We start from the raw sequence: 20402 nt of genomic DNA on the forward strand, positions 1-20402 counted from the left end.
CGGCCTTCATTCGATCGTCTCAAGAGGAGGTTTCATTGACCGGAAATATGTGGGTTCGGCAGATCCATCGCTGGCTGTCGATTGGTTTCACGCTCGCCGTCGTCGCGAACATCGTCGCCATGACGCAGCAGGTCCAGGCCGCGTGGATCGGCTTCCTGGCGCTCGTCCCGCTGATTCCAATGCTCATCACCGGGCTCTATCTGTTCGCGCTGCCCTATCTCGGCCGGCGCGACGACACGCGAGGCGAGGCGAGGTCATGAAGCAAGCCGTGACCGCAAAGAAGACCAGCGCGAAGGACGCGACTGGGCCCTCGCCCTCCAAGCTGATCGACGGCCGGATCAAGGAGCTCGGCGACTGGCGCGGCGAGATGCTGGCGCGGGTCCGCGGCCTGATCAAGGAGGCCGCTCCAGATGTCATCGAGGAATGGAAGTGGCGCGGCGTTCCCGTGTGGGAGCACGACGGCATCATCTGCACCGGCGAAACCTACAAGGCCGTGGTGAAGATGACGTTTGCCAAGGGCGCGGCGCTCGCAGATCCCGCCGGCCTGTTCAATTCCAGCCTCGACGGCAATGTGCGACGCGCGATCGATATTCGCGAAGGCGAAAAGATCAACGAGAAAGCGTTGAAGGCGCTGATCCGAGCGGCGATGGAGCTGAACGCGTCGAAGAAGAAGCCCGCCAGGAAGCGTTCGGCATAACCGGCGGCGTCAGGCCGCCGCGGTGATCGGGCGCGGGCTCACGACATATTCGCGCAAGACCTTGTCGTTGGCATCGACCTCGATCAGCGAGACGTCGTAAGTCCAGAGATCGGCCAGATGCTGGAGCACGCGCTTGGCGTCGGTCTCGTTGAGCTGCGAGCCCTTGATGACGTGGTGATGCAGGATCAGCCGGCGGTCGCCGGAGAGATCGACATCCACCACCTCGATATTGGCGTCGATGTAGCCGACATCGTGCTGCCGCGCCAGTTCGCGTCGGACGCGGCGGAAGCCGCGATCGTCGTGGATGGCGTCGACCCTTATGCCGGCGCGCTCCTCGGGATCATCGTGCAGATGGAACATGCGGAGCTGCCGCATCAGCTTCGGGCTCAGGAACTGCGCGATAAAACTTTCGTCGCGGTAGTTGGCCCAGACGTCGCGCAGCACGCCCATCACGTCGTTCTTGCCGGCGATATCGGGGAACCACTCGCGGTCCTCGTCTTCGGGCCTGGTGACGATGCGCTCGATATCCTGCATCATGGCAAAGCCGAGCGCATAGGGATTGAAGCCTGAGAAGCGTTGATCGTCGAATTCGGGCTGGAACACCACGTTGGTGTGCGATCCCAAGAATTCGAGGAAATTGCCGTCGGTGATGCGGCCCTGCTCGTGCAGCTTGGTCATGATGCGATAGTGGACGTAGGTCGCCGTCCCCTCGTTCATCACCTTGGTCTGGCTCTGCGGGTAGAAATATTGCGCAATGTGGCGGACGATGCGCAGCAGCTCGCGCTGCCAGGGCGCCAGCCGCGGCGCGCTCTTCTCCAGGAAATACAGCAGGTTTTCCTGCGGCAGGCCGAGCAGCTTGCGGCGGCGTTCGAGGGAGATCGCCGACCGGGTCTTCGACACCCCCTTGGGCACGGTGCGCCAGAGATCGTTGAAGACTTCCTCTTCGTGCTGGCGGCGACGGCCGGCACGCTTCTCTTCCTCGCGCAAATCCAGCTTCTTCTTGCCGGGATAGCGGTCGATACCGTGCGACATCAGCGCATGCGCCGCGTCCAGCGTGCGCTCGACCTCGGTGCGGCCGTAGCGATCCTCGCACTGCATGACATAGTTCTTGGCGAAATCGAGATAATCCAGGATGCCATCGGCATCGGTCCACTGCTTGAACAGATAATTGTTCTTGAAGAAGTGGTTGTGGCCGAAGGCGGCGTGCGCGATCACCAGCGTCTGCATCGTCGCCGTATTCTCCTCCATCAGATAGGAGATACACGGCGAGGAGTTGATCACGATCTCATAAGCGAGCCCCATCAGGCCCTTGCGGTAGGACGCTTCGTGGTACGCAAATTGTTTGCCGAAAGACCAGTGCTTGTAGAACAAGGGCATGCCGACGGAGGAGTAGGCATCCAGCATCTGCTCGGCGGTGATGACTTCGATCTGGTTCGGATAGACGTCGAGACCGAGATCTTTCAGCGCCACCTCCTCGCAGGCATCGGTGATGCGCTGCAAGGTGTGGAAATCCCAATCCGCGCCTTCGAACAATCTTTCCGTCATGGAGCGGCTTTCTCCTTGGCAGTTTCGCGGCGCTGGAACAGATCGTGGAACACCGGAAAGATCTCGCTGCGCTCGCTGACCTTGCGCATCGAGAGTGGCGCCCCGCTGTTGCGCAGGCGGTCGTAGAGGGTCCAGAGCGAGGAGTCGGAGAGATCGAAGGCGCTGCCGCCGGATTCCCCGACCTCGAGATAGGCAAAGAACTGGCAGACCGGCAAAATCTTGTCGGTCAGCAGCATGCCCGTGAGCTCGCCGTCGGAATAGGAATTGTCGCCGTCGGAGGCTTGCGCTGCGTAGATATTCCAGTCCGACGGATTGAATCGCTCGCGCACGATCTCGTGCATCGCCTGCAGCGCGCTGGAGACCAGCGTGCCGCCCGAGGCCGGGCCATAGAAGAAGGTCTGCTCGTCGACCTCCTCCGCGCGGTCGGTGTGGCGGATGAAGACGATCTCGACATGCTTGTAACGGCGCTTCAGGAACACGTAGAGCAGCATGTAGAAGCGCTTGGCGAGATCCTTCATGTGCTCGGACATCGAGCCCGAGACGTCCATCAGGCAGAACATCACGGCCTGAGCGACGGGTTTCGGCACCGTCTCGAAGCGGCGGTAGCGGATGTCGAGCGGATCGATGAAGGGAATGCGCTTCGACTTCGCCCTCAGTTTTTCGAGCTGAGCGACAAGCTCCGCACGCTCGTCCTCGTCGGTGCAGGCGGCGATCGCGGCTTCCAGCTCTTCGAGTTCGTCCTTGCTGGGACGCTTGAGCGCAATGCGGCGTGCCAGCGCGAGCCGGACCGTCCGGCTGACCGAGATGTTGGATGGCGAGCCCGAGGTGGTGTAGCCGGCGCGCTGGATGCCTTCACTTTCGGTCTGTGCAACCTTGCGCTTGGCGAGATCGGGAAGCTCGAGATCGTCGAGGAAGAGATCGACGAACTCGTCGCGGCTCAGCACGAAGCGGAAGGCGTCCTCGCCGTCGCCTTCACCGGGGCCGGAATCCTTGGCGCTGCCCTGGCCGGAGCGCTGGAGATAGTCGCCCTCGATGAACTTCTTGTTCCCGGGCAGCACCATGTCGCGGGTTCCGCCCTGGCGGCGGAAACGCGGCTCATGCATGCCGTCGAGCGGTATGGTGACCTCACCACCCTCCAGGACGTCCTTGATGTCGCGTTCCTGCGAGGTCTTCTTGACGGCGCCCTGCACCAGGGATTTGGCCCGACGCAAGAACCGCTGGCGGTTCTCGAGACTCTTGCCGCCTGGATTCAGGCGCCTGTCAATAATGTGAATCGGCACTTTTCCATCCGCCTCAACCGGCCTGCTTCACGCGCATGTACCATTCGACGAGCCGGCGAACCTGACGCTCGGTGTAGCCGCGCTCCACCATGCGTGCGACGAACTCGCCGTGCTTCTTCTCCGTCTCGCCGTCCTTCTTCGACCCGAAGGAGATGACCGGAAGCAGGTCTTCGACCTGAGAGAATATCCGCTTTTCGATCACCTCGCGAATCTTCTCGTAGGAGATCCAGGTCGGATTCTTGCCGCCGTTCTGGGCCCGCGACCGTAACGAGAATTTGACCACCTCGTTGCGGAAGTCCTTGGGGTTGGCAATGCCCGCCGGCTTCTCGATTTTCGTCAGTTCCTGGTTCAAAAGCTCGCGATCGAGCAGCTGGCCGGTGTCGGCATCCTTGAAGTCCTGGTCCTCGATCCAGGCGTCGGCATAGTCGACGTAGCGGTCGAACAGGTTCTGGCCGTAATCCGAGTAGGATTCGAGATAAGCCTTCTGGATCTCGTTGCCGATGAACTCGGCGTAGCGCGGCGCCAGATCCGCCTTGATGAATTCGAGGTAACGCTTCTCGATTTCCTCGGGCAGCTGCTCGCGGCGGATCGACTGCTCCAGCGCGTACATCAGATGCACGGCGTCGGCGGCAACTTCCTGCGGATCGTGGTTGAAGGTCGCAGCCAGGATCTTGAAGGCGAAGCGGGTGGACACTCCATCCATGCCTTCGTCGACGCCGGCGGCATCGCGATATTCCTGGACGCTGCGTGCCTTCGGATCGGATTCCTTCAGGCTTTCGCCGTCGTAAACCCGCATCTTGGCAAACACCGTGGAATTCTCGTGCTTGCGCAGCCGCGACATCACCGAGAACCGCGCCAGCGTCTCCAGCGTCGAGGGCGCGCACGGCGCGGCCGCGAGCTCGGAGCCCTGGATCAGCTTCTCGTAGATCTTCTGCTCTTCGGTGATCCGCAGGCAATAAGGCACCTTGATGACGCAAATGCGGTCGATGAAGGCTTCGTTGTTCTTGTTGGCCTTGAAGCTCGACCACTCGGCTTCGTTGGAGTGCGCAAGGATCACGCCGGTGAAGGGGATCGCACCGATGTTCTCGGTCCCGATGTAATTGCCTTCCTGCGTCGCGGTGAGCAGGGGGTGCAGCATCTTGATCGGCGCCTTGAACATCTCGACGAACTCGAGCACGCCCTGGTTGGCGCGGTTGAGGCCGCCGGAATAGCTGTAGGCGTCGGGGTCGTTCTGCGCGTAGGTCTCGAGCTTGCGGATATCGACCTTGCCGACCAGCGAGGAGATGTCCTGATTGTTCTCGTCGCCGGGCTCGGTCTTGGAGACTGCGATCTGGCGCAGCCGCGACGGCTGAATCTTGGCGACGCGGAACTGCGAGATGTCGCCGCCAAAGGCTTCGAGCCGCTTGTAGCACCACGGGCTCATCAAGCCGGAGAGGCGCCGGCGCGGAATGCCGTACTTCTCTTCCAGCATCGGCCCGAGGTTATCTGGATCGAACAGGCTGAGCGGGCTCTCGAACACCGGCGAGAGTTCATCGCCGGCCTTCAGCACGTAGATCGGATGCACTTCCATCAGCGACTTCAGCCGCTCGGCGAGCGAGGATTTGCCGCCGCCGACCGGGCCGAGCAGATAGAGGATCTGCTTGCGCTCTTCGAGGCCCTGCGCCGCGTGCCGGAAGAAGCCGACGATGCGCTCGATGGTTTCTTCCATGCCGTAGAAGCCGGCGAAGGCCGGATAGGTACGGATGGTGCGGTTCAAAAAAATACGGCCAAGGCGTGGGTCCTTGGCCGTGTCAATCATCTGGGGCTCGCCGATCGCTGCCAGCAGTCGTTCAGCCGCGTTGGCGTATTTCATGGGATCGCTTCGACACGATTCCAGATATTCCGCCATCGACATGTCGAGCTGGCTTCTCGCCTCGAACGACCGAGCGAAAGCGTTGAATAGAGAATCGTTGTACATGATCCCTCTCCGCATGAGTTCCGCTACACAACTGAACTAAAGCAGCGACTGGACCGTTCCGCAGCGCCACTCTCGAATCAGCGTGAGCACATGACGATCATTCGACACCCGGGGGCCTTCACCACGCAACGCACTACGTAGGCATCGGGTGAGTTACGAACAGGCACCTGCCTGTTATTTGTGCGAATCTATATCCATCTTCGCTCATTTCCAGAAAATGTCACTCGGTCGCAACATCCGGGCAATACCGGGGATCGGCCTTTCCGGCGGTGCAGCATAGGTGCCAGCTGGCGGCAGCTTTATGACGCTCGGACGGCAAGGGTTTCTGAGATCGAGGCTGCCGAGACCGAGTCCTGCCTGCCTTGATCGCGGTCTCGCCGCAATGCAGTGCGTGAATCGCTGGCGGCATGACAGTCACGGCAGGCGCGCAGCAATGTCTCAAAATCGGTCGCCAGCCCATCGAGGCGAATGACGATGCGATCATCCCGCACACCATCCGACTTCGATCCCGTCTTGCCTCCGACCTTGCCTCCGATCCTGGCTCGGATACAGCAGAGCTGCCGCTGCAAGGCCGGCGTCGGCGTCAGCACGATCATCCTGTGACCACGGCGCTCCTCGGCCGAAACCTCCGCAATCGACTCCCACAGCAGAAATTCATTGCCGATGCGGAGATCGCGGATGCCATAGGGGGTCACGATCACCACCGAGCCCCGTTCGGCGGGGAGCAACCAGATCAGCCGGCTGGTGATCAGGCCGAACACGGCGACGCCGGCATAGCCGAGCGTCGTGTCGTAGTCGCCAAGACCATTCCCCCAAAGTCCATCCCACCAGTCGAACGCGAGGCTCGCGCTGAGCAGGGTCATCGCAAAGCCCGCCGCGACCAGCAGCCGCAGGCGCGTCGCGCATTGATTGATTTCGAGATCGTGAGCCGCGTCGATGCACACGGCCGGCGCGATCGATGGTGGACTTTCGGCGACGGCAACCATAGAGCCGTCAGGATGTGCGTGCATGCTTTCCCCCAGCATGGCCATTCGCGACCGAGCCACGATGACGTTACGCAACGAGACCTTGGCCAATTCCACCGGCCAACGACCTTTTACGCAACACCGCCACTCCCGCCTGGATCGACCTGATCACGACGGAGTTAGACTGAGAGTATGACGCCTATACGGTTGATTGGTTCCCTCCCGGGAGCATGTAAGCTAGAGGATAGCGCGTCAGGACCGGCGCGGAAACCCCTCGCCCGCAGGCTTGGAGATAAATAGGCATCATGAATCCCGTCAAAGAACTGGAAAAGCACGGACAAGCCGTCTGGCTGGACTTCCTGGCCCGTGGCTTCATCGCCAAGGGCGACCTGAAGCGGCTGATCGACACCGACGGCGTCAAGGGCGTCACCTCGAACCCCTCGATCTTCGAGAAGGCGATCGGCAGCTCGGATGAATACGACGCCCCGATCGGCAAGGCGCTGAAGCGCGGCGACCGGACCGTCGCCGATTTGTTCGAGGCCGTCGCGATCGAGGACATCCAGGCCGCCGCCGACGTGCTCCGTCCGGTCTATGACCGCCTCAAGGGCGGCGACGGCTATGTCAGCCTGGAAGTCTCGCCTTATCTGGCGATGGACACCGCCCGCACGGTCGCCGAGGCGCGCCACCTCTGGAAAGACGTCAACCGCAAGAATTTGATGGTGAAGGTGCCGGCGACGCCGGAGGGCCTGCCGGCGATCGAGACGTTGATCGGCGACGGCATCAGCATCAACATCACGCTGCTGTTCTCGAAGGCGGTCTATCTTCAGGTCGCCGAAGCCTATCTCGCCGGTCTCGAAAAATACGTCGCCGGCGGCGGCGACCCCTCGCACGTCGCGAGCGTGGCGAGCTTCTTCGTCAGCCGCATCGACGCCGTGGTCGACAAGCAGCTCGACGAGAAGATTGCCCGCGCCAACGATCCATCCGAGAAAGAGCGGCTCGCCGCGCTGAAGGGCAAGGTCGCGATCGCCAACGCCAAGGTCGCCTATCAGGATTACAAGCGCCTGTTCTCGGGTCCCCGCTGGGACAAGCTCGCCGCCAAGGGCGCCAGGCCGCAGCGCATGCTGTGGGCCTCGACCGGTACCAAGAACAAGGATTACAGCGACGTCCTCTATGTCGAGGAGCTGATCGGCCCCGACACCATCAACACCGTGCCGCCAGCGACGCTCGATGCATTCCGCGACCACGGCAAGCCACGCGACAGTCTTGAAGAAAACGTCGACGACGCTTACCGCGTGCTGGAAGAGCTGGAGCGCTCCGGCGTCTCGCTCGACGCGATCACCGAGGAGCTCGTCAAGGACGGCGTCAAGCAGTTTGCGGACGCCGCTGACAAGCTCTACGGCGCCGTCGCCCACAAGCGCGCAACCGTGCTCGGGCCTGCGATCGACCGCCAGCTTCTCTCGCTCGGCGATGGCCTCGGCAAGGCCTTGGCCAAGAGCACGGAAGAGTGGCGCGCATCCGCCAAGATCCGCAGGCTGTGGCAGCGCGACAAATCGGTCTGGACCGGCGCAGACGAGAACAAATGGCTCGGCTGGCTCGACAGCGCAGCGAAGGCCGATGTTGCCGACTACGAAGATTACGCCAATCGCGTAAAGGGGCAAAAGTTCTCCGACGCCGTCGTGCTCGGCATGGGCGGATCGAGCCTCGGACCGGAGGTGCTGGCCGAGACCTTTGCGCGGAAGCCGGGCTTCCCGAAGCTGCATGTGCTCGACTCCACCGACCCGGCGCAGGTGCGGGCGATGGAAGCCAAGATCGACATCGCCAACACCGTGTTCATCGTGTCGAGCAAGTCAGGCGGCACCACCGAGCCGAACGCGATGAAGGATTATTTCCATGAGCGCGTCGCGCAGGCCCTCGGCCCCAAGGCCAAGACCGGCTTTCGCTTCATCGCAGTGACCGATCCCGGCTCGTCGCTGGAAAAGGCCGCCAAGAAGCTGAACTACGCCCGCATCTTCCATGGCGAGCCCTCGATCGGCGGCCGCTATTCGGTGCTCTCGCCGTTCGGCCTGGTGCCGGCGGCAACCGCGGGCATCGACGTCAAAACCTTCGTCAAGCATGCACTGGCGATGGCTCGCTCCTGCGGGCCGGACGTGCCGCCGAGTGAGAACCCGGGCGTGCAGCTCGGCCTTGCCATGGGACTCGCCGGGCTCGAAGGCCGCGACAAGGTGACGATCCTGTCGTCGAAGAAGATCGCCGATTTCGGCGCCTGGGCCGAGCAGCTGATCGCAGAATCGACCGGCAAGGAAGGCAAGGGCCTGATCCCGATCGCCGGCGAACCGCTGGGCGAATCCTCGCTTTACGGCAACGACCGGTTCTTCATCGACATCCGCACCGAAGGCGAGGCGGACGCCGCGCATGACTCCAAGCTTGCCGCGATCGAAGCGGCCGGCCATCCCGTCGTGCGCATCGTCATGAAATCGATCGACCATCTCGGCCAGGAGTTCTTCCGCTTCGAGATGGCCACGGCCGTGGCAGGCAGCATCCTCGGCATCAACCCGTTCGACCAGCCGGACGTGGAAGAGGCCAAGATCAAGACCCGCGAGCTCACCGCGTCGTTCGAGAAGACCGGCGCGCTGCCGGCCGAGCAGCCGGTGGTCAGCACTGATGAAGCCGATCTCTACACCGACGAGGCCAACGCCGCGGCGCTGCGCGCCGCCGGCGCCAATGGCGACCTCACCTCCTGGCTGAAAGCGCATCTCTCGCGCTCCAGCCATGGCGATTATGTCGCCCTGCTCGGCTACATCGCGCGCGACAAGGCCACGATCGACGCGCTCCAGGCGATGCGGCTGGAGGTGCGGGAGAAGCGTCATGTCGCGACCTGCGCCGAGTTCGGACCGCGCTTCCTGCACTCGACCGGGCAGGCCTACAAGGGCGGGCCCGACAGCGGCGTGTTCCTTCAGATCACCGCTGACGACGCGAAGGATCTTCCGGTGCCGGGCCAGAAGGCAAGCTTTGGTGTGATCAAGGCGGCGCAAGCCCGCGGCGACTTCGACGTGCTCACCGAGCGCGGCCGACGCGCGTTGCGGGTTCACCTCAAGGGACCGCTCAAGAAAGGTCTTGCGGCGCTCAACGCGGCGCTTAACGACGCACTGAATTAAGGGAATATCTCAATGCAACTCGGCATGATCGGCCTCGGCCGGATGGGCGGTAACATCGTTCGCCGCCTGATGCGCCACGGCCATACGACCGTGGTCTATGACAAGGACGCCAAGGCCGTCGCGGGCCTTGCCGCCGACGGCGCGGTGGGCTCGGCGACGCTCGAAGAGTTCATCGCGAAACTGGAGCGGCCGCGCACGGCCTGGGTGATGCTGCCTGCGGGCCGCATTACCGAGCAAACGATCGATACGATCGCGGGCGCGATGCAGGAGGGCGACGTCATCATCGACGGCGGCAACACTTTTTGGCAGGACGACGTCCGCCGCGGCAAGACGCTGAAGGCGCGCGGCATCCACTATGTCGACGTCGGCACCTCTGGCGGCGTCTGGGGGCTCGACCGCGGCTATTGCATGATGATCGGCGGCGAGAAGCAGGTGGTTGACCGGCTCGATCCGATCTTCGCCGCGCTCGCACCCGGCGCCGGCGACATTCCGCGCACGGACGGACGTGACGGCCGCGATCCCCGCATCGAGCAGGGCTACATCCACGCAGGTCCCGTCGGCGCCGGCCATTTCGTCAAGATGATCCACAACGGCATCGAATACGGCCTGATGCAGGCCTATGCCGAAGGGTTCGACATCCTCAAGAACGCGAATATCGAAGCGCTGCCCGCCGATCATCGCTACGATTTCGATCTCGCCGACATCGCCGAAGTGTGGCGGCGCGGCAGCGTGATTCCGTCCTGGCTGCTCGACCTTACGTCAACTGCGCTTGCCGACAGTCCGGCGCTGGCGGAATATTCCGGGTTCGTGGAAGATTCCGGCGAGGGCCGCTGGACCGTGAATGCGGCAATCGACGAGGCCGTGCCGGCGGAAGTCCTGACCGCCGCACTCTACACACGTTTCCGTTCCCGCAAGGAACACACCTTCGCCGAAAAAATTCTCTCCGCGATGCGTGCAGGGTTCGGCGGCCACAGGGAGCCGAAGCTGCCCGGCGCTTCGAAACCCAAATAAAGAGCCGAAGTAACAAGTAACAGAGCGAAGGCCGATCATTCGTGACAAAAGACCCGCAAGCCAAGCGCAAGCCGGAAAATTGCGCCTTCGTCATCTTTGGCGTGACTGGCGACCTCACCCATCGGTTGGTGATGCCCTCGCTCTACAATCTGGCGGCCGAGCACCTGCTGCCGGAAAAGTTCTGCGTGGTCGGTGTCGGCCGCAGGAGCCAGTCGGATGACGAGCTGCGCGACAGCCTGATGAAGGGCCTGCGCCAGTTCGCGACCCGGCCCGTGGACGACGACATTGCCAAAAGGCTGCTGGAATGCGTGACCTTCGTCGAGGCCGACGCAAAGGACCCGCCCTCCTTCGATCGCCTGCGCGAGCATCTGGATTCACTGGAATGCGCACAGGACACCGGCGGCAACCGGCTGTTCTATCTGGCAACGCCGCCCGCTGCGTTCGCGCCGACCGCGCGCGAGCTCGGCCGCACCGGCATGACGCAGGAGAACGGCGCCTGGCGGCGTCTCGTGATCGAAAAGCCGTTCGGCACTGACCTCGCGTCGGCCAAGGCACTGAATGCCGAGCTGCTGAAGATCATGGAGGAGCACCAGATCTACCGGATCGATCATTATCTCGGCAAGGAGACGGTGCAGAACATCCTGGTGCTGCGCTTCGCCAACGGCATGTTCGAGCCGATCTGGAATCGTAACCATATCGACCACATCCAGATCACCGTGGAAGAGAAGCTCGGCGTCGGCCATCGCGGCGGTTTCTACGATGCCACCGGCGCGCTGCGCGACATGGTGCCGAACCATCTGTTCCAGCTGATGTCGCTGGTCGCGATGGAGCCACCGGCGCGCTTCGACGCGCATTCCGTGCGCTCCGAGAAGGCCGAGGTGCTGAGTGCGATACAGCTGCCAGGCCACGAGGACGCGCTGAGGAATTCGGTCCGCGCACAATATCTCGCGGGGCGCATCGGCGACGACGAGATCATCGACTATCGCAAGACCGAGGACGTCAAACCGGGCAGCACCACCGAGACTTTTGTCGCGCTGAAGCTGATGATCGACAATTGGCGCTGGGCCGGCGTGCCGTTCTATCTGCGCACCGGCAAGGCGCTCGGCCACAAGCGCACTGAGGTGGCGATCAAGTTCAAGCAGGCGCCGCTGTCGATGTTTTCGGGAACGACGGTCGACCGCCTGTCGCAGAATTTCCTGACCATCGGCATCGCGCCGACCGAGACCATCGAGCTCCAGTTCAACGCCAAGATCCCGGGGCCGAGCATCACCATCGACGGCGTCGAGATGAAATTCCGTTACGGCGACTATTTCCGCGCCGATCCCTCGACCGGCTACGAGACGCTGATCTACGACTGCATGATCGGCGACAACATCCTGTTCCAGCGCGCCGACGGCATCGAGGCCGGCTGGCAGGCGGTGCAGCCGTTCCTCGACGCCTGGAAGAGCGCAGGCACCAACGGCATCGAGACCTACGAAGCCGGCAGCGACGGCCCGGCCTGCGCCGACGAGCTGCTGCGGCGCGACGGGCGAAGCTGGCGGAAATTTTCGTGATGGCGGCGGCCGAGCAGCCGAAGCTGATCGTCGCGGCCGACGCCGAGGCGCTTGCGCAGGCCGCAGCTGAACGGGTGATGGCGCGGATCGCCGCCAACCCCGGGCGGATCGCGATTTGCCTGACCGGCGGCTCGAGCCCGAAGAAGCTCTATCAATTGCTCGGCAGCGATGCTTGGCGCGGCAAGATTCCGTGGGACCGCGTGCACTGGTTCATCGGCGACGAGCGTTTTGTCCCCGAGAGCGATCCCCTCAACAATATGGCGGTCGCGCGCGCGACCTTTCTCGACCGCAACGCGCCGTCCGGTCATGTCCATCCAATTCCGACGACGGTCGAGAATCCCGATCTCAGCGCTGAAGCCTACGCGCGCGAGCTGCAATCCTTCTACGGCGCGGAGCGGCTTGATCCGGAGCGTCCCCTGTTCGACATGGTCCTGATGGGCGCCGGCCCGGACGGCCACACCGCCTCGCTCTTCCCGGGCTATCCCGAGATCGAGGAGACCCCGCGCTGGGCCGTCGGCGTCCCCAAGGCCAATGTCGCGCCGTTCGTGCCCCGGGTCTCGCTTACCCTGCCCGCGCTGGCGTCCTGCCGCGAAATGCTGTTCGAGATTGCCGGGCATGACAAGCAACCGATCTTGACGCGCCTGCTCAATGGCGAGACTCTGCCGGCTGTACGCGCGCGCTCGAATGGTGAGACCGTCTGGCTGGTCGACCAGGCCGCGCTTCCGGAGGAAATACGTGGCGGGCGTTGAAGCACCTTGTGCATTGATCGTGATGGGCGTGTCGGGTTCGGGCAAGAGCACGGTTGCGGAATTGCTCGGCAAACGTCTCGGATGGCGGTTCGAGGACGGCGACAGCTTTCATCCCGCCAGCAATGTCGAGAAGATGCGGGCGGGCCATCCCCTCACCGACGAGGACCGCTGGCCGTGGCTCAAAGCCATCGCCGACGAGATCGCAGGGGTTTGCGACAAGGGCGAGCATATCATCATCGCCTGCTCGGCACTGAAGCACACCTATCGCGACGTGCTGCTGCGCGGACGCAACGACGTTCGCTTCGTCTTCCTGAAAGGCACCAGGGAGCTGATCGCCGAACGGCTCGCGCAGCGCAAGGGACACTTCATGCCGCCCGGGCTGCTGACAAGCCAGTTCAGCACGCTGGAGCCGCCCGAAGCGAGCGAGCACGTCATCACCGTCTCGATCGACGAATCCGTCGAGGCGATCGTGGACGGCGTCATGCGGCAGTTGAAATTGGGCGGCGACAAGACAGCCGTGAAACCTGAGGTCCTGCCATGACGCAAATCTCACTCGTGGTTTCCGACGTCGATGGCACGCTGCTGACCAAGGACAAGACGCTGACGGAGCGGGCGCGGAGCGCGGTGCAGCGGCTGCACAAGGCCGGCATCGGCTTCACCATCACCTCCAGCCGCCCCGCAATCGGCATGCGCTTCCTGATCGAGCCGCTGGCGCTGTGGCTGCCGGTCGGCCCGTTCAACGGCTCCTCGATCGTCGATCCCGAGATGCACCCGGTCGAGCAGCATCTCATCCCCGCCAGCGCGGCCGAGCGGTCGTTGCAGATCCTGCGCGAATTCGGCGCCGACATCTGGCTGTTCACCACCGACCAATGGCTGATCGATAATCCCAGCGGCAAGTACGTCGCCCATGAGCAGCACACGATCCGCGCCGACCCGACCATCGTGACGGATTTCACGCCGTATCTTTCCAGCGCCTGCAAGATCGTCGGCGCCAGCGCCGATGCCGCAGGGCTCGAAGCTTGCGAAAAGGCGATGCAGCAGGCGCTGGGCAGCGAGGCGACCGCCGTCCGTTCGCAGACCTATTATCTCGACATCACCCCGCCCGGCTTCGACAAGGGCACCTTCGTGCAGGCCATGGCCAAGCGCCTCGGCATTTCAACCGACGCGGTCGCCACCATCGGCGACATGCAGAACGACCTCGCGATGTTCCGCGTCAGCGGCACCTCGATCGCCATGGGCAACGCCGCCGCCAACGTCAAGGACCAGGCGACGCATGTCACCGCGACCAACGAACAGGACGGTTTTGCGGAAGCGATGGAGGTGATCTTGAAGCGGAACGGAAGTGGTTAGACGGGCCGGCTCGTTCCACCTCTCCCGCTTGCGGGAGAGGTCGCCGCGTAGCGGCGGGTGAGGGTTTTCTCCTCTTGGGGGTTCTCGCTCGCGGAAAGACCCTCTCCCCAGCCCTCCCCCGCAAGCGGGGGAGGGAGCGCACTTCCGCTCGGAATACAATCGAGACTACCCCCCTTCTCTACTTCGACCGCTGCACCGCCGGCTTCTCGCTCTCCTGCCGCGCCGCGGAGAGATTGTGCGCGGTGTTGACCAGCGCGATGTGGGTCAGCGCCTGCGGGAAGTTGCCGGTCTGACGCCGGGCGTCTGAATCATACTCTTCGGCCAATAGCCCGACATCGTTCGCAACTGCGACGACACGATCCAGCAGAACCTGCGCCGTGTCGAGATCACCCGACAGCACATGGGCGTCAGCCAGCCACAGAGTGCAGGCCAAGAATGCCCCTTCCAGCGGCGGCTGTCCCGCGGGCAGCTCGCGCGGATCGTGCCGCAGCACAAAACCATCGCGTATCAGGCGCTTCTCGACGGCGGCGATGGTGCCGCGGATGCGCGGGTCGTGCGCCGGCAGGAAGCCGACCGCCGGCAGCAGCAGCACGCTGGCGTCGAGCAATTTCGAGCCATAGGACTCGACAAAGGCATTTTCCTCGGCGTCGAAGCCGTTGTTGCAGACGTCGCGGTGAATGGCTTCACGCAAAGCGCGCCAGTGCAGCAGCGGCGCCTTGAAGCCGAAGGTCTCGGCGCTCTTGATGCCGCGGTCGAACGCGACCCAGGTCATGACTTTTGAGAAGACGTAGTGTTTCGGCCTGCCACGCCGCTCCCAGATGCCGTGATCGGGCTGGTCCCAGACTTCGGCCAGATGCTTGAGCACGGCGCATTCCAGCGCCCAGGTCGCTTCGTCGTCGAGCTTGAGCTTGGCCATGCGCGACTGGTGGAAGGCGTCGATCAGCTCGCCATAGACGTCGAGCTGAAGCTGCGCATGCGCGGCATTGCCGACCCGCACCGGCCGGGCGCCCTCGTAGCCGTCGAGCCAGCCCGCCTCCCATTCCAATAGCCGCCGCTGACCCCAGATGCCGTACATGATCTGCATGTTCGCCGGCGAGCCGGCGGCCGCGCGCAACAGCCAATTGTGCCAGGCCGAGGCTTCCTCGGTATAGCCGGAGTTCATCAGCGCCAGCAGCGTGAAGGTGGCATCGCGCAGCCAGCAGAAGCGGTAATCCCAATTCCTGGCGCCGCCGAGCTTTTCCGGCAACGAGGTGGTGGGCGCCGCGACGATGCCGCCGGTCGGACCGAACGTCAGCGCCTTCAGCGTGATCAGCGAGCGCATGATCAGATCGTGATAATCACCGTCGCGGGTGCAATGGCCGCACCAATCCTGCCAAAACTTCTCGGTCTCCTGGAGCGCGATCTCCGGGTCGATCGGCGCGGGCGGATCAAGATGCGAAGGACCGTAGGTCAGGACGAACGGCACGGTCTCGCCGGCCGCCACCTCGAAATCCGACACCGTGGTCAGATCCTCGCCGCGGGTCTCGGCCGGCGTGCGCAGCACGGTCATGTCCTGGCCGGCGACCGCGAGCAGCGAATGGTCGATCCGCCGCACCCAGGGAATGTCGACGCCGAAGCCGAAGCGGATCACGAGCTCCATCCGCATCTTCACCGTGCCGCTGACGCCGCGCACCAGCCGCACGATGTCGGAGGCCTTGCCGCGCGGCGGCATGAAGTCGATCAGTGCGACGGAGCCGCTCTTCGTCTCGAAGCGCGTCTCGAGGATGAGGGTGTCGCCGAGATAGCGGCGCGAGATGCCGCTGACGTCCTCGGCCGGCGCGATCAGCCAGCGGCCGTTCTTGGGGGCGCCGAGGATGGCGGCAAAACAGGCGTCGGAATCGAAGGCCGGCCAGCACAGCCAGTCGATCGAGCCGTTGCGCCCGACCAGCGCCGCGGTCTCGCAGTCGCCGATCAGCGCATAGTCTTCGATCTTCTGCGACAATGTTTTGCGCGCCTTGCAAAATCTCGGCTGATCAACTCCCGCCGATGAGCGAACGTTCCCGCGTCGCGGCTTTCAAAGCCGCGAGATCGATCTTCGCGGCGATCTTGTCGAGCGAAACAGGCAGGCGCTGGCGCCAATTCGGGTGCTCGTCGATCGTGCCGGGGATGTTGGGCTGGTCGAGCACGCCGAGCAGATCCTCCAGCGACACTGCCAGGAGACGCGACGGCGTGCGCGACAGGAAGGCGAGCACCGAATAGAGATCATTGGCTCTGATGCCGTTCTGGCGCAGGATCTCGTCGAGTTGGCCGAGCGCATCCCAGCGCGCCTGATCGCTCTCACCGGGATCGATCCCGAGCGACAGCTTCATCCTGAGATCGCTGAACGACCGCCAGCCCGCATAGGTGCAAAGATCATGCGTGTTCAACGTCACCAGCGCGTTTGGCCGGTAAAAGTCGCTGTTGCGGAAATGGCCGGCATCGTCCCGTTCGAACATCATGACGAGGTAAGACCAGATGCCGAAATCCTGCATGGTCTCGCGAAAACCTTCCGGCACGGTGCCGAGGTCCTCGCCGATCACGATGCACTTATGCGCCATACTCTCCTGCGCGATGGCGCCAAGCAGCGCCTCGAACGGCATCTGCACATAGGCGCCGCTATCAGGCTTGAAGCCGCGCGGCACGAGGTAAAGCCGCTTCAGCCCGAGGACGTGGTCGATCCGGATCGCTCCGGCATGGCGCATCGAGGCTGCAAGCATATCGGCAAAAGGCACGAAAGATTGCGCTTCGAGGCCGCCGGAATTGAAGCCGGCGAGCCCCCAGTCCTGGCCTGCGGTGTTGAGCACGTCGGGCGGCGCGCCGACGGCGAGATGGCGGGAAATCGCCGTCTGCTCGTTCCAGGCATCGAAGCCGTTGGACTGCACACCGACGGCGACGTCGAGATAGAGCCCGACGCGCATGCCGAGCTGGCCGGCCAACTCCTTGGCGGCTTGCAACTGGCTATCGGCCGTCCATTGCACGAATTCAACGAACTCGACCTCGTGCTTGTCGGGGCCGTTGCGCAGCTCGGCGCATGTGGCCTCATCCGGCTGCTGCCATTCCTGCGGCCATTCCCACCACGGCGTCGAGAAGCGGTGGCGCAGCACCTCGAAGCAGGCGAAGCGGGACAGCAACGGTGCGCGCTCGGCGCGGAAGGCGTCGAACTGGTTGCGGCGGATACCGGTCGCATTTTTCACAAAGCTGTCAAAGGCGGCACGCAGGCCCAGCCATTTCAACGCCGCCATTTCGACATATGGCACACGATCGCCGTCGCGCAGCCGCGCGGCGGTCGCGGTGGCGTCAGGCACGAGATCAGCGGAAAATTCCGGGATCGCCTCGACGTCGATATAGAGCGGATTGAGAAACAGCCGGCTGTTCGGCGAATAAGGGCTGCAATCGGCCGGATGATTGTCGAACAACACGTGCAGCGGATTGAGCCCGACGCCGTCGGCGCCCAACTGCTTGGCGAGCCGAACGAGGCCGGCGAGATCGGTGAAATCGCCGATGCCCCAATTGCGGTCGGAGCGGATGCTGTAAAGCTGCACGGCGAGCAGCCAGCCGCGGTCGAAATCGCCGCCGAAGGCGCGCTCGGGTGCCACGATCATGGGCACATCTTCCGTCGCATCTTCGGCATCAGTGAGCGTCAACCGATGATAGCCGAGCGGCAGTTCGGCGGGCCAGGCGATCACGGGCTCGCGCGTCTCGCCTTGTGCGATCAAATTGCCGTTGCCGGTAATCGTCCATTTCAGCGGCGGCGCGCCGATGGCCGCCAATTCAGTGCGCGCACGTCGCAAGGCACGCACCACGACGGGCCCGCCGACGAAGCGATAGACCCGCTTCTCCGGGAGGGCGTCGAGGATGGATTTGAGCGCCTCGGGCGCGGTGACCCGCAACTTTCCGAGGGCGTCTACGAATTCGGACTGAACGCCCTTGATCTGGGCTTGAGCTAAAAGATCCATTCGGCACGCGGCTTGCAAGCCACCCGATTATCGGGGGCATCGATTTTAACGAGGCGGTGGAAGGCGTTAGTCAGGGTTAACTCGCAAACCGCGCTGGCCGTTCCCTGGGGAACCAATGACACACAAGCGGCTTTCTATATAGGTATAAAGCGTAGGTTCCCGACAAGGGAAACGGGCTCCTGCTTTCTTGTCAATGGCATCACCGTGAACAAGACAATTCAAACTGTCGAGAGTGCCGCAGCCGGCAGCACTTTCATCATCGAGGACGTCTATCCCTTGATCGACGGCGGCCGCTTCGCCGTGAAGCGGATCGCGGGCGAGCGTGTCGAGGTCTGGGCCGACATCTACCGCGATGGCGACGCCGTGATCAGTGCCGCGCTGATCTGGCGCCGCGAGCAGGACCGGGAATGGCAGAGCAAGCCGATGATTCCTCACGGCAATGATCGCTGGTCCGGCGCGTTCACCCCCGGTGAACCCGGCCCATATGTCTACGCGATCGAAGCCTGGACCGACGAATTCGCCACCTGGTCCCACGCCGTCGCGCGAAAACAGCGCACGGGTGCCGATGTCAGCCTCGATGCGATCGAGGGCGCCAGCCTGCTGACCAAGGTGCATGGCGTGCGGCAGGACGCAGCAGAGGTCATCGTCAGGCAATGCGAGGACTATCTTCAGACTGGCGACGTCGCCCCGCTGCTTTCAACCGAGCTCGGCGAAGCCATGGCCGACAGCCAATCGCGCCCCGATTTGACGCGCTCGCCACTGTTCCCGTTAATCATCGACCGCGACAGAGCGCGCTTCGGCGCCTGGTATCAGATGATGCCGCGCAGCCAGAGCCAGGACTTGAGCCACGCCGCCGGCCAGCACGGCACGCTGCGCGACTGCATCGCGCGCGTGTCGGATATCGCCGCGATGGGTTTTGACGTGCTTTACTTCACGCCGATCCACCCGATCGGAAGCACCCGCCGCAAAGGCCGCAACAATGCGCTGGTGGCGAGCGAAGGCGATCCCGGCTCGCCCTATGCGATCGGCAGTGCCGACGGCGGACACGATGCGCTGCATCCCGAGCTCGGCACCATCGAGGATTTTCGCGCGCTGGTCGCGACCTGTCTTGAGTACGGCCTCGAACTCGCGCTCGACTTCGCCGTGCAGTGCTCGCCGGATCATCCCTGGCTGACGCAGCATCCGGAATGGTTCAAATGGCGGCCGGATCGCTCGGTGCGGACGGCAGATGGCCCGTACTCGGACATCGTCATCCCCGATTTCGCCTCCGTCGACCGGACCGGACTGTGGAACGCGTTCCGCGACGCCATGCTGTTCTGGATCGACCATGGCGTCACGATTTTCGCCATCGACAATCACGACACCGCACCGCTTCCGTTCTGGGACTGGCTGATCAGCGACATCCGCCGCCGGCATCCGGAAGTGATCCTGTTCTCCAAAACGTACGCGCGGCCGAAGCCGATGAAAGGCCTCGCAAAACTCGGCTTCGCGCAGTCCTTCAGCTATTTCCCCTGGCGCACGGCGAAGTGGGAGCTGGAGCAATATTTTGGCGAGCTGACGCGCTATCCTGAGCGGGATTTTTATCGGGCGAACCTGTTCGTGAACACGCCTGACCTGCTGCCCTATCATCTCCAGAGCGGAGAGCCCTGGACGTTCAAATCCCGCGTTGCGCTGGCGGCAACGCTTTCGGGCAATTACGGCGTCTACAGCGGATTCGAACTGCTGGAGCATGAGGCCGCACCCGGTCGCGAAGAATATCTCGACTCGGAGAAATATCAGATCAAGCCGCGCGACTGGAACAAGCCGGGTAACATCAAGCCCTACATCGCCGCGCTGAACCGCATCCGCAACGACAACACGGCACTTCAGCAGACGGCCAATTTGCGCTTCCTCGGCATCGAGGATGGCGAGACGATCGCCTTCGCCAAGGCGGCGACCGACGCGACCAATAGCGTCGTTGCGGTCGTCGCTCTCTCGCGCCATGTGCGCGAGTTCTGGTTGCCGCTCGGCGACCTCACCATCGACGTTGGCGGCGAGCGCTGTCCCGTCTCCGCACTCGAAAATCTCATCACCGGCGAACAGTCCCGCATCGAATGGGGCGGGATCAAATTGCGTATCGATCCCGACCGCGATCCGGCATTGCTGTTCCGCTGCCTGGCGTAAGGA

General features: G+C 63.5%; 15 protein-coding genes. 9 read left to right on the forward strand and 6 right to left on the reverse strand.

The window, feature by feature from the left end; genetic code table 11:
* Window positions 1–35: 35 nt before the first annotated feature.
* Window positions 36–260, forward strand: coding sequence for a hypothetical protein (locus IVB29_RS19480; protein WP_247504979.1), 225 nt, complete (start codon window positions 36–38; stop codon window positions 258–260).
* Complete coding sequence (locus tag IVB29_RS19485) at window positions 257–697, forward strand: DUF1801 domain-containing protein (RefSeq protein ID WP_247504980.1); 441 nt, start codon at window positions 257–259, stop codon at window positions 695–697. Before IVB29_RS19480 ends, IVB29_RS19485 begins: the two co-directional genes overlap by 4 nt.
* Before the next feature lie 9 nt (window positions 698–706).
* Here the strand turns inward: IVB29_RS19485 and IVB29_RS19490 are convergent, their stop codons facing one another.
* From IVB29_RS19490 to IVB29_RS19505, 4 genes are all read right to left on the reverse strand, one after another.
* Window positions 707–2242 carry a SpoVR family protein gene (locus IVB29_RS19490; RefSeq protein ID WP_247504981.1) on the reverse strand — a complete coding sequence of 512 codons (1536 nt, stop codon included), beginning with the start codon at window positions 2240–2242 and terminating at the stop codon, window positions 707–709.
* Window positions 2239–3516, reverse strand: a complete 1278-nt coding sequence (locus IVB29_RS19495; RefSeq protein WP_247505145.1) for a YeaH/YhbH family protein — start codon at window positions 3514–3516, stop codon at window positions 2239–2241. Before IVB29_RS19495 ends, IVB29_RS19490 begins: the two co-directional genes overlap by 4 nt.
* A gap of 19 nt (window positions 3517–3535) precedes the next feature.
* A complete protein-coding gene (locus tag IVB29_RS19500; protein WP_247504982.1) occupies window positions 3536–5479 on the reverse strand; it encodes a PrkA family serine protein kinase in 1944 nt (647 codons plus the stop codon).
* A gap of 299 nt (window positions 5480–5778) precedes the next feature.
* Window positions 5779–6510 (reverse strand): hypothetical protein, encoded by a 732-nt coding sequence (locus IVB29_RS19505; protein ID WP_247504983.1) that lies wholly within the window; start codon window positions 6508–6510, stop codon window positions 5779–5781.
* Window positions 6511–6749: 239 nt separating this feature from the next.
* On the opposite strand from IVB29_RS19505, the gene IVB29_RS19510 reads away from it, so the two are divergent.
* The 6 genes from IVB29_RS19510 to IVB29_RS19535 are packed head-to-tail and all read left to right on the forward strand — an operon-like array spanning window position 6750 to window position 14262.
* The gene (locus tag IVB29_RS19510; RefSeq protein WP_247504984.1) at window positions 6750–9599 is read left to right on the forward strand and encodes a bifunctional transaldolase/phosoglucose isomerase; all 2850 of its coding nucleotides are present in this window, start codon (window positions 6750–6752) and stop codon (window positions 9597–9599) included.
* Between the two features lie 12 nt (window positions 9600–9611).
* Complete coding sequence (gene gnd / locus IVB29_RS19515) at window positions 9612–10610, forward strand: phosphogluconate dehydrogenase (NAD(+)-dependent, decarboxylating) (RefSeq protein WP_247504985.1); 999 nt, start codon at window positions 9612–9614, stop codon at window positions 10608–10610.
* Window positions 10611–10651: 41 nt separating this feature from the next.
* Entirely contained in the window at window positions 10652–12163 is a 1512-nt protein-coding gene (gene zwf / locus IVB29_RS19520; RefSeq protein ID WP_247504986.1) for a glucose-6-phosphate dehydrogenase, read from the forward strand.
* Window positions 12163–12912, forward strand: a complete 750-nt coding sequence (pgl, locus tag IVB29_RS19525; protein WP_247505146.1) for a 6-phosphogluconolactonase — start codon at window positions 12163–12165, stop codon at window positions 12910–12912. The genes zwf and pgl overlap by 1 nt, the downstream gene beginning before the upstream one ends.
* Entirely contained in the window at window positions 12899–13453 is a 555-nt protein-coding gene (locus IVB29_RS19530) for a gluconokinase, GntK/IdnK-type (protein ID WP_247504987.1), read from the forward strand. Before pgl ends, IVB29_RS19530 begins: the two co-directional genes overlap by 14 nt.
* Window positions 13450–14262 carry an HAD family hydrolase gene (locus IVB29_RS19535; RefSeq protein WP_247504988.1) on the forward strand — a complete coding sequence of 271 codons (813 nt, stop codon included), beginning with the start codon at window positions 13450–13452 and terminating at the stop codon, window positions 14260–14262. The genes IVB29_RS19530 and IVB29_RS19535 overlap by 4 nt, the downstream gene beginning before the upstream one ends.
* 178 nt (window positions 14263–14440) lie before the next feature.
* Here IVB29_RS19535 and IVB29_RS19540 read toward each other — a convergent pair whose 3' ends face one another.
* Entirely contained in the window at window positions 14441–16243 is a 1803-nt protein-coding gene (locus tag IVB29_RS19540) for a glycoside hydrolase family 15 protein (protein ID WP_247504989.1), read from the reverse strand.
* 31 nt (window positions 16244–16274) lie between these two features.
* On the reverse strand, window positions 16275–18236 hold the full coding sequence (malQ, locus tag IVB29_RS19545; RefSeq protein ID WP_247504990.1) for a 4-alpha-glucanotransferase: 1962 nt from the start codon (window positions 18234–18236) through the stop codon (window positions 16275–16277).
* Window positions 18237–18440: 204 nt separating this feature from the next.
* On the opposite strand from malQ, the gene IVB29_RS19550 reads away from it, so the two are divergent.
* Entirely contained in the window at window positions 18441–20399 is a 1959-nt protein-coding gene (locus IVB29_RS19550; RefSeq protein ID WP_247504991.1) for a maltotransferase domain-containing protein, read from the forward strand.
* The last annotated feature ends 3 nt before the right edge of the window (window positions 20400–20402 follow it).

It is taken from the genome of Bradyrhizobium sp. 1, assembly GCF_023073315.1.
Classification (GTDB): domain Bacteria; phylum Pseudomonadota; class Alphaproteobacteria; order Rhizobiales; family Xanthobacteraceae; genus Bradyrhizobium.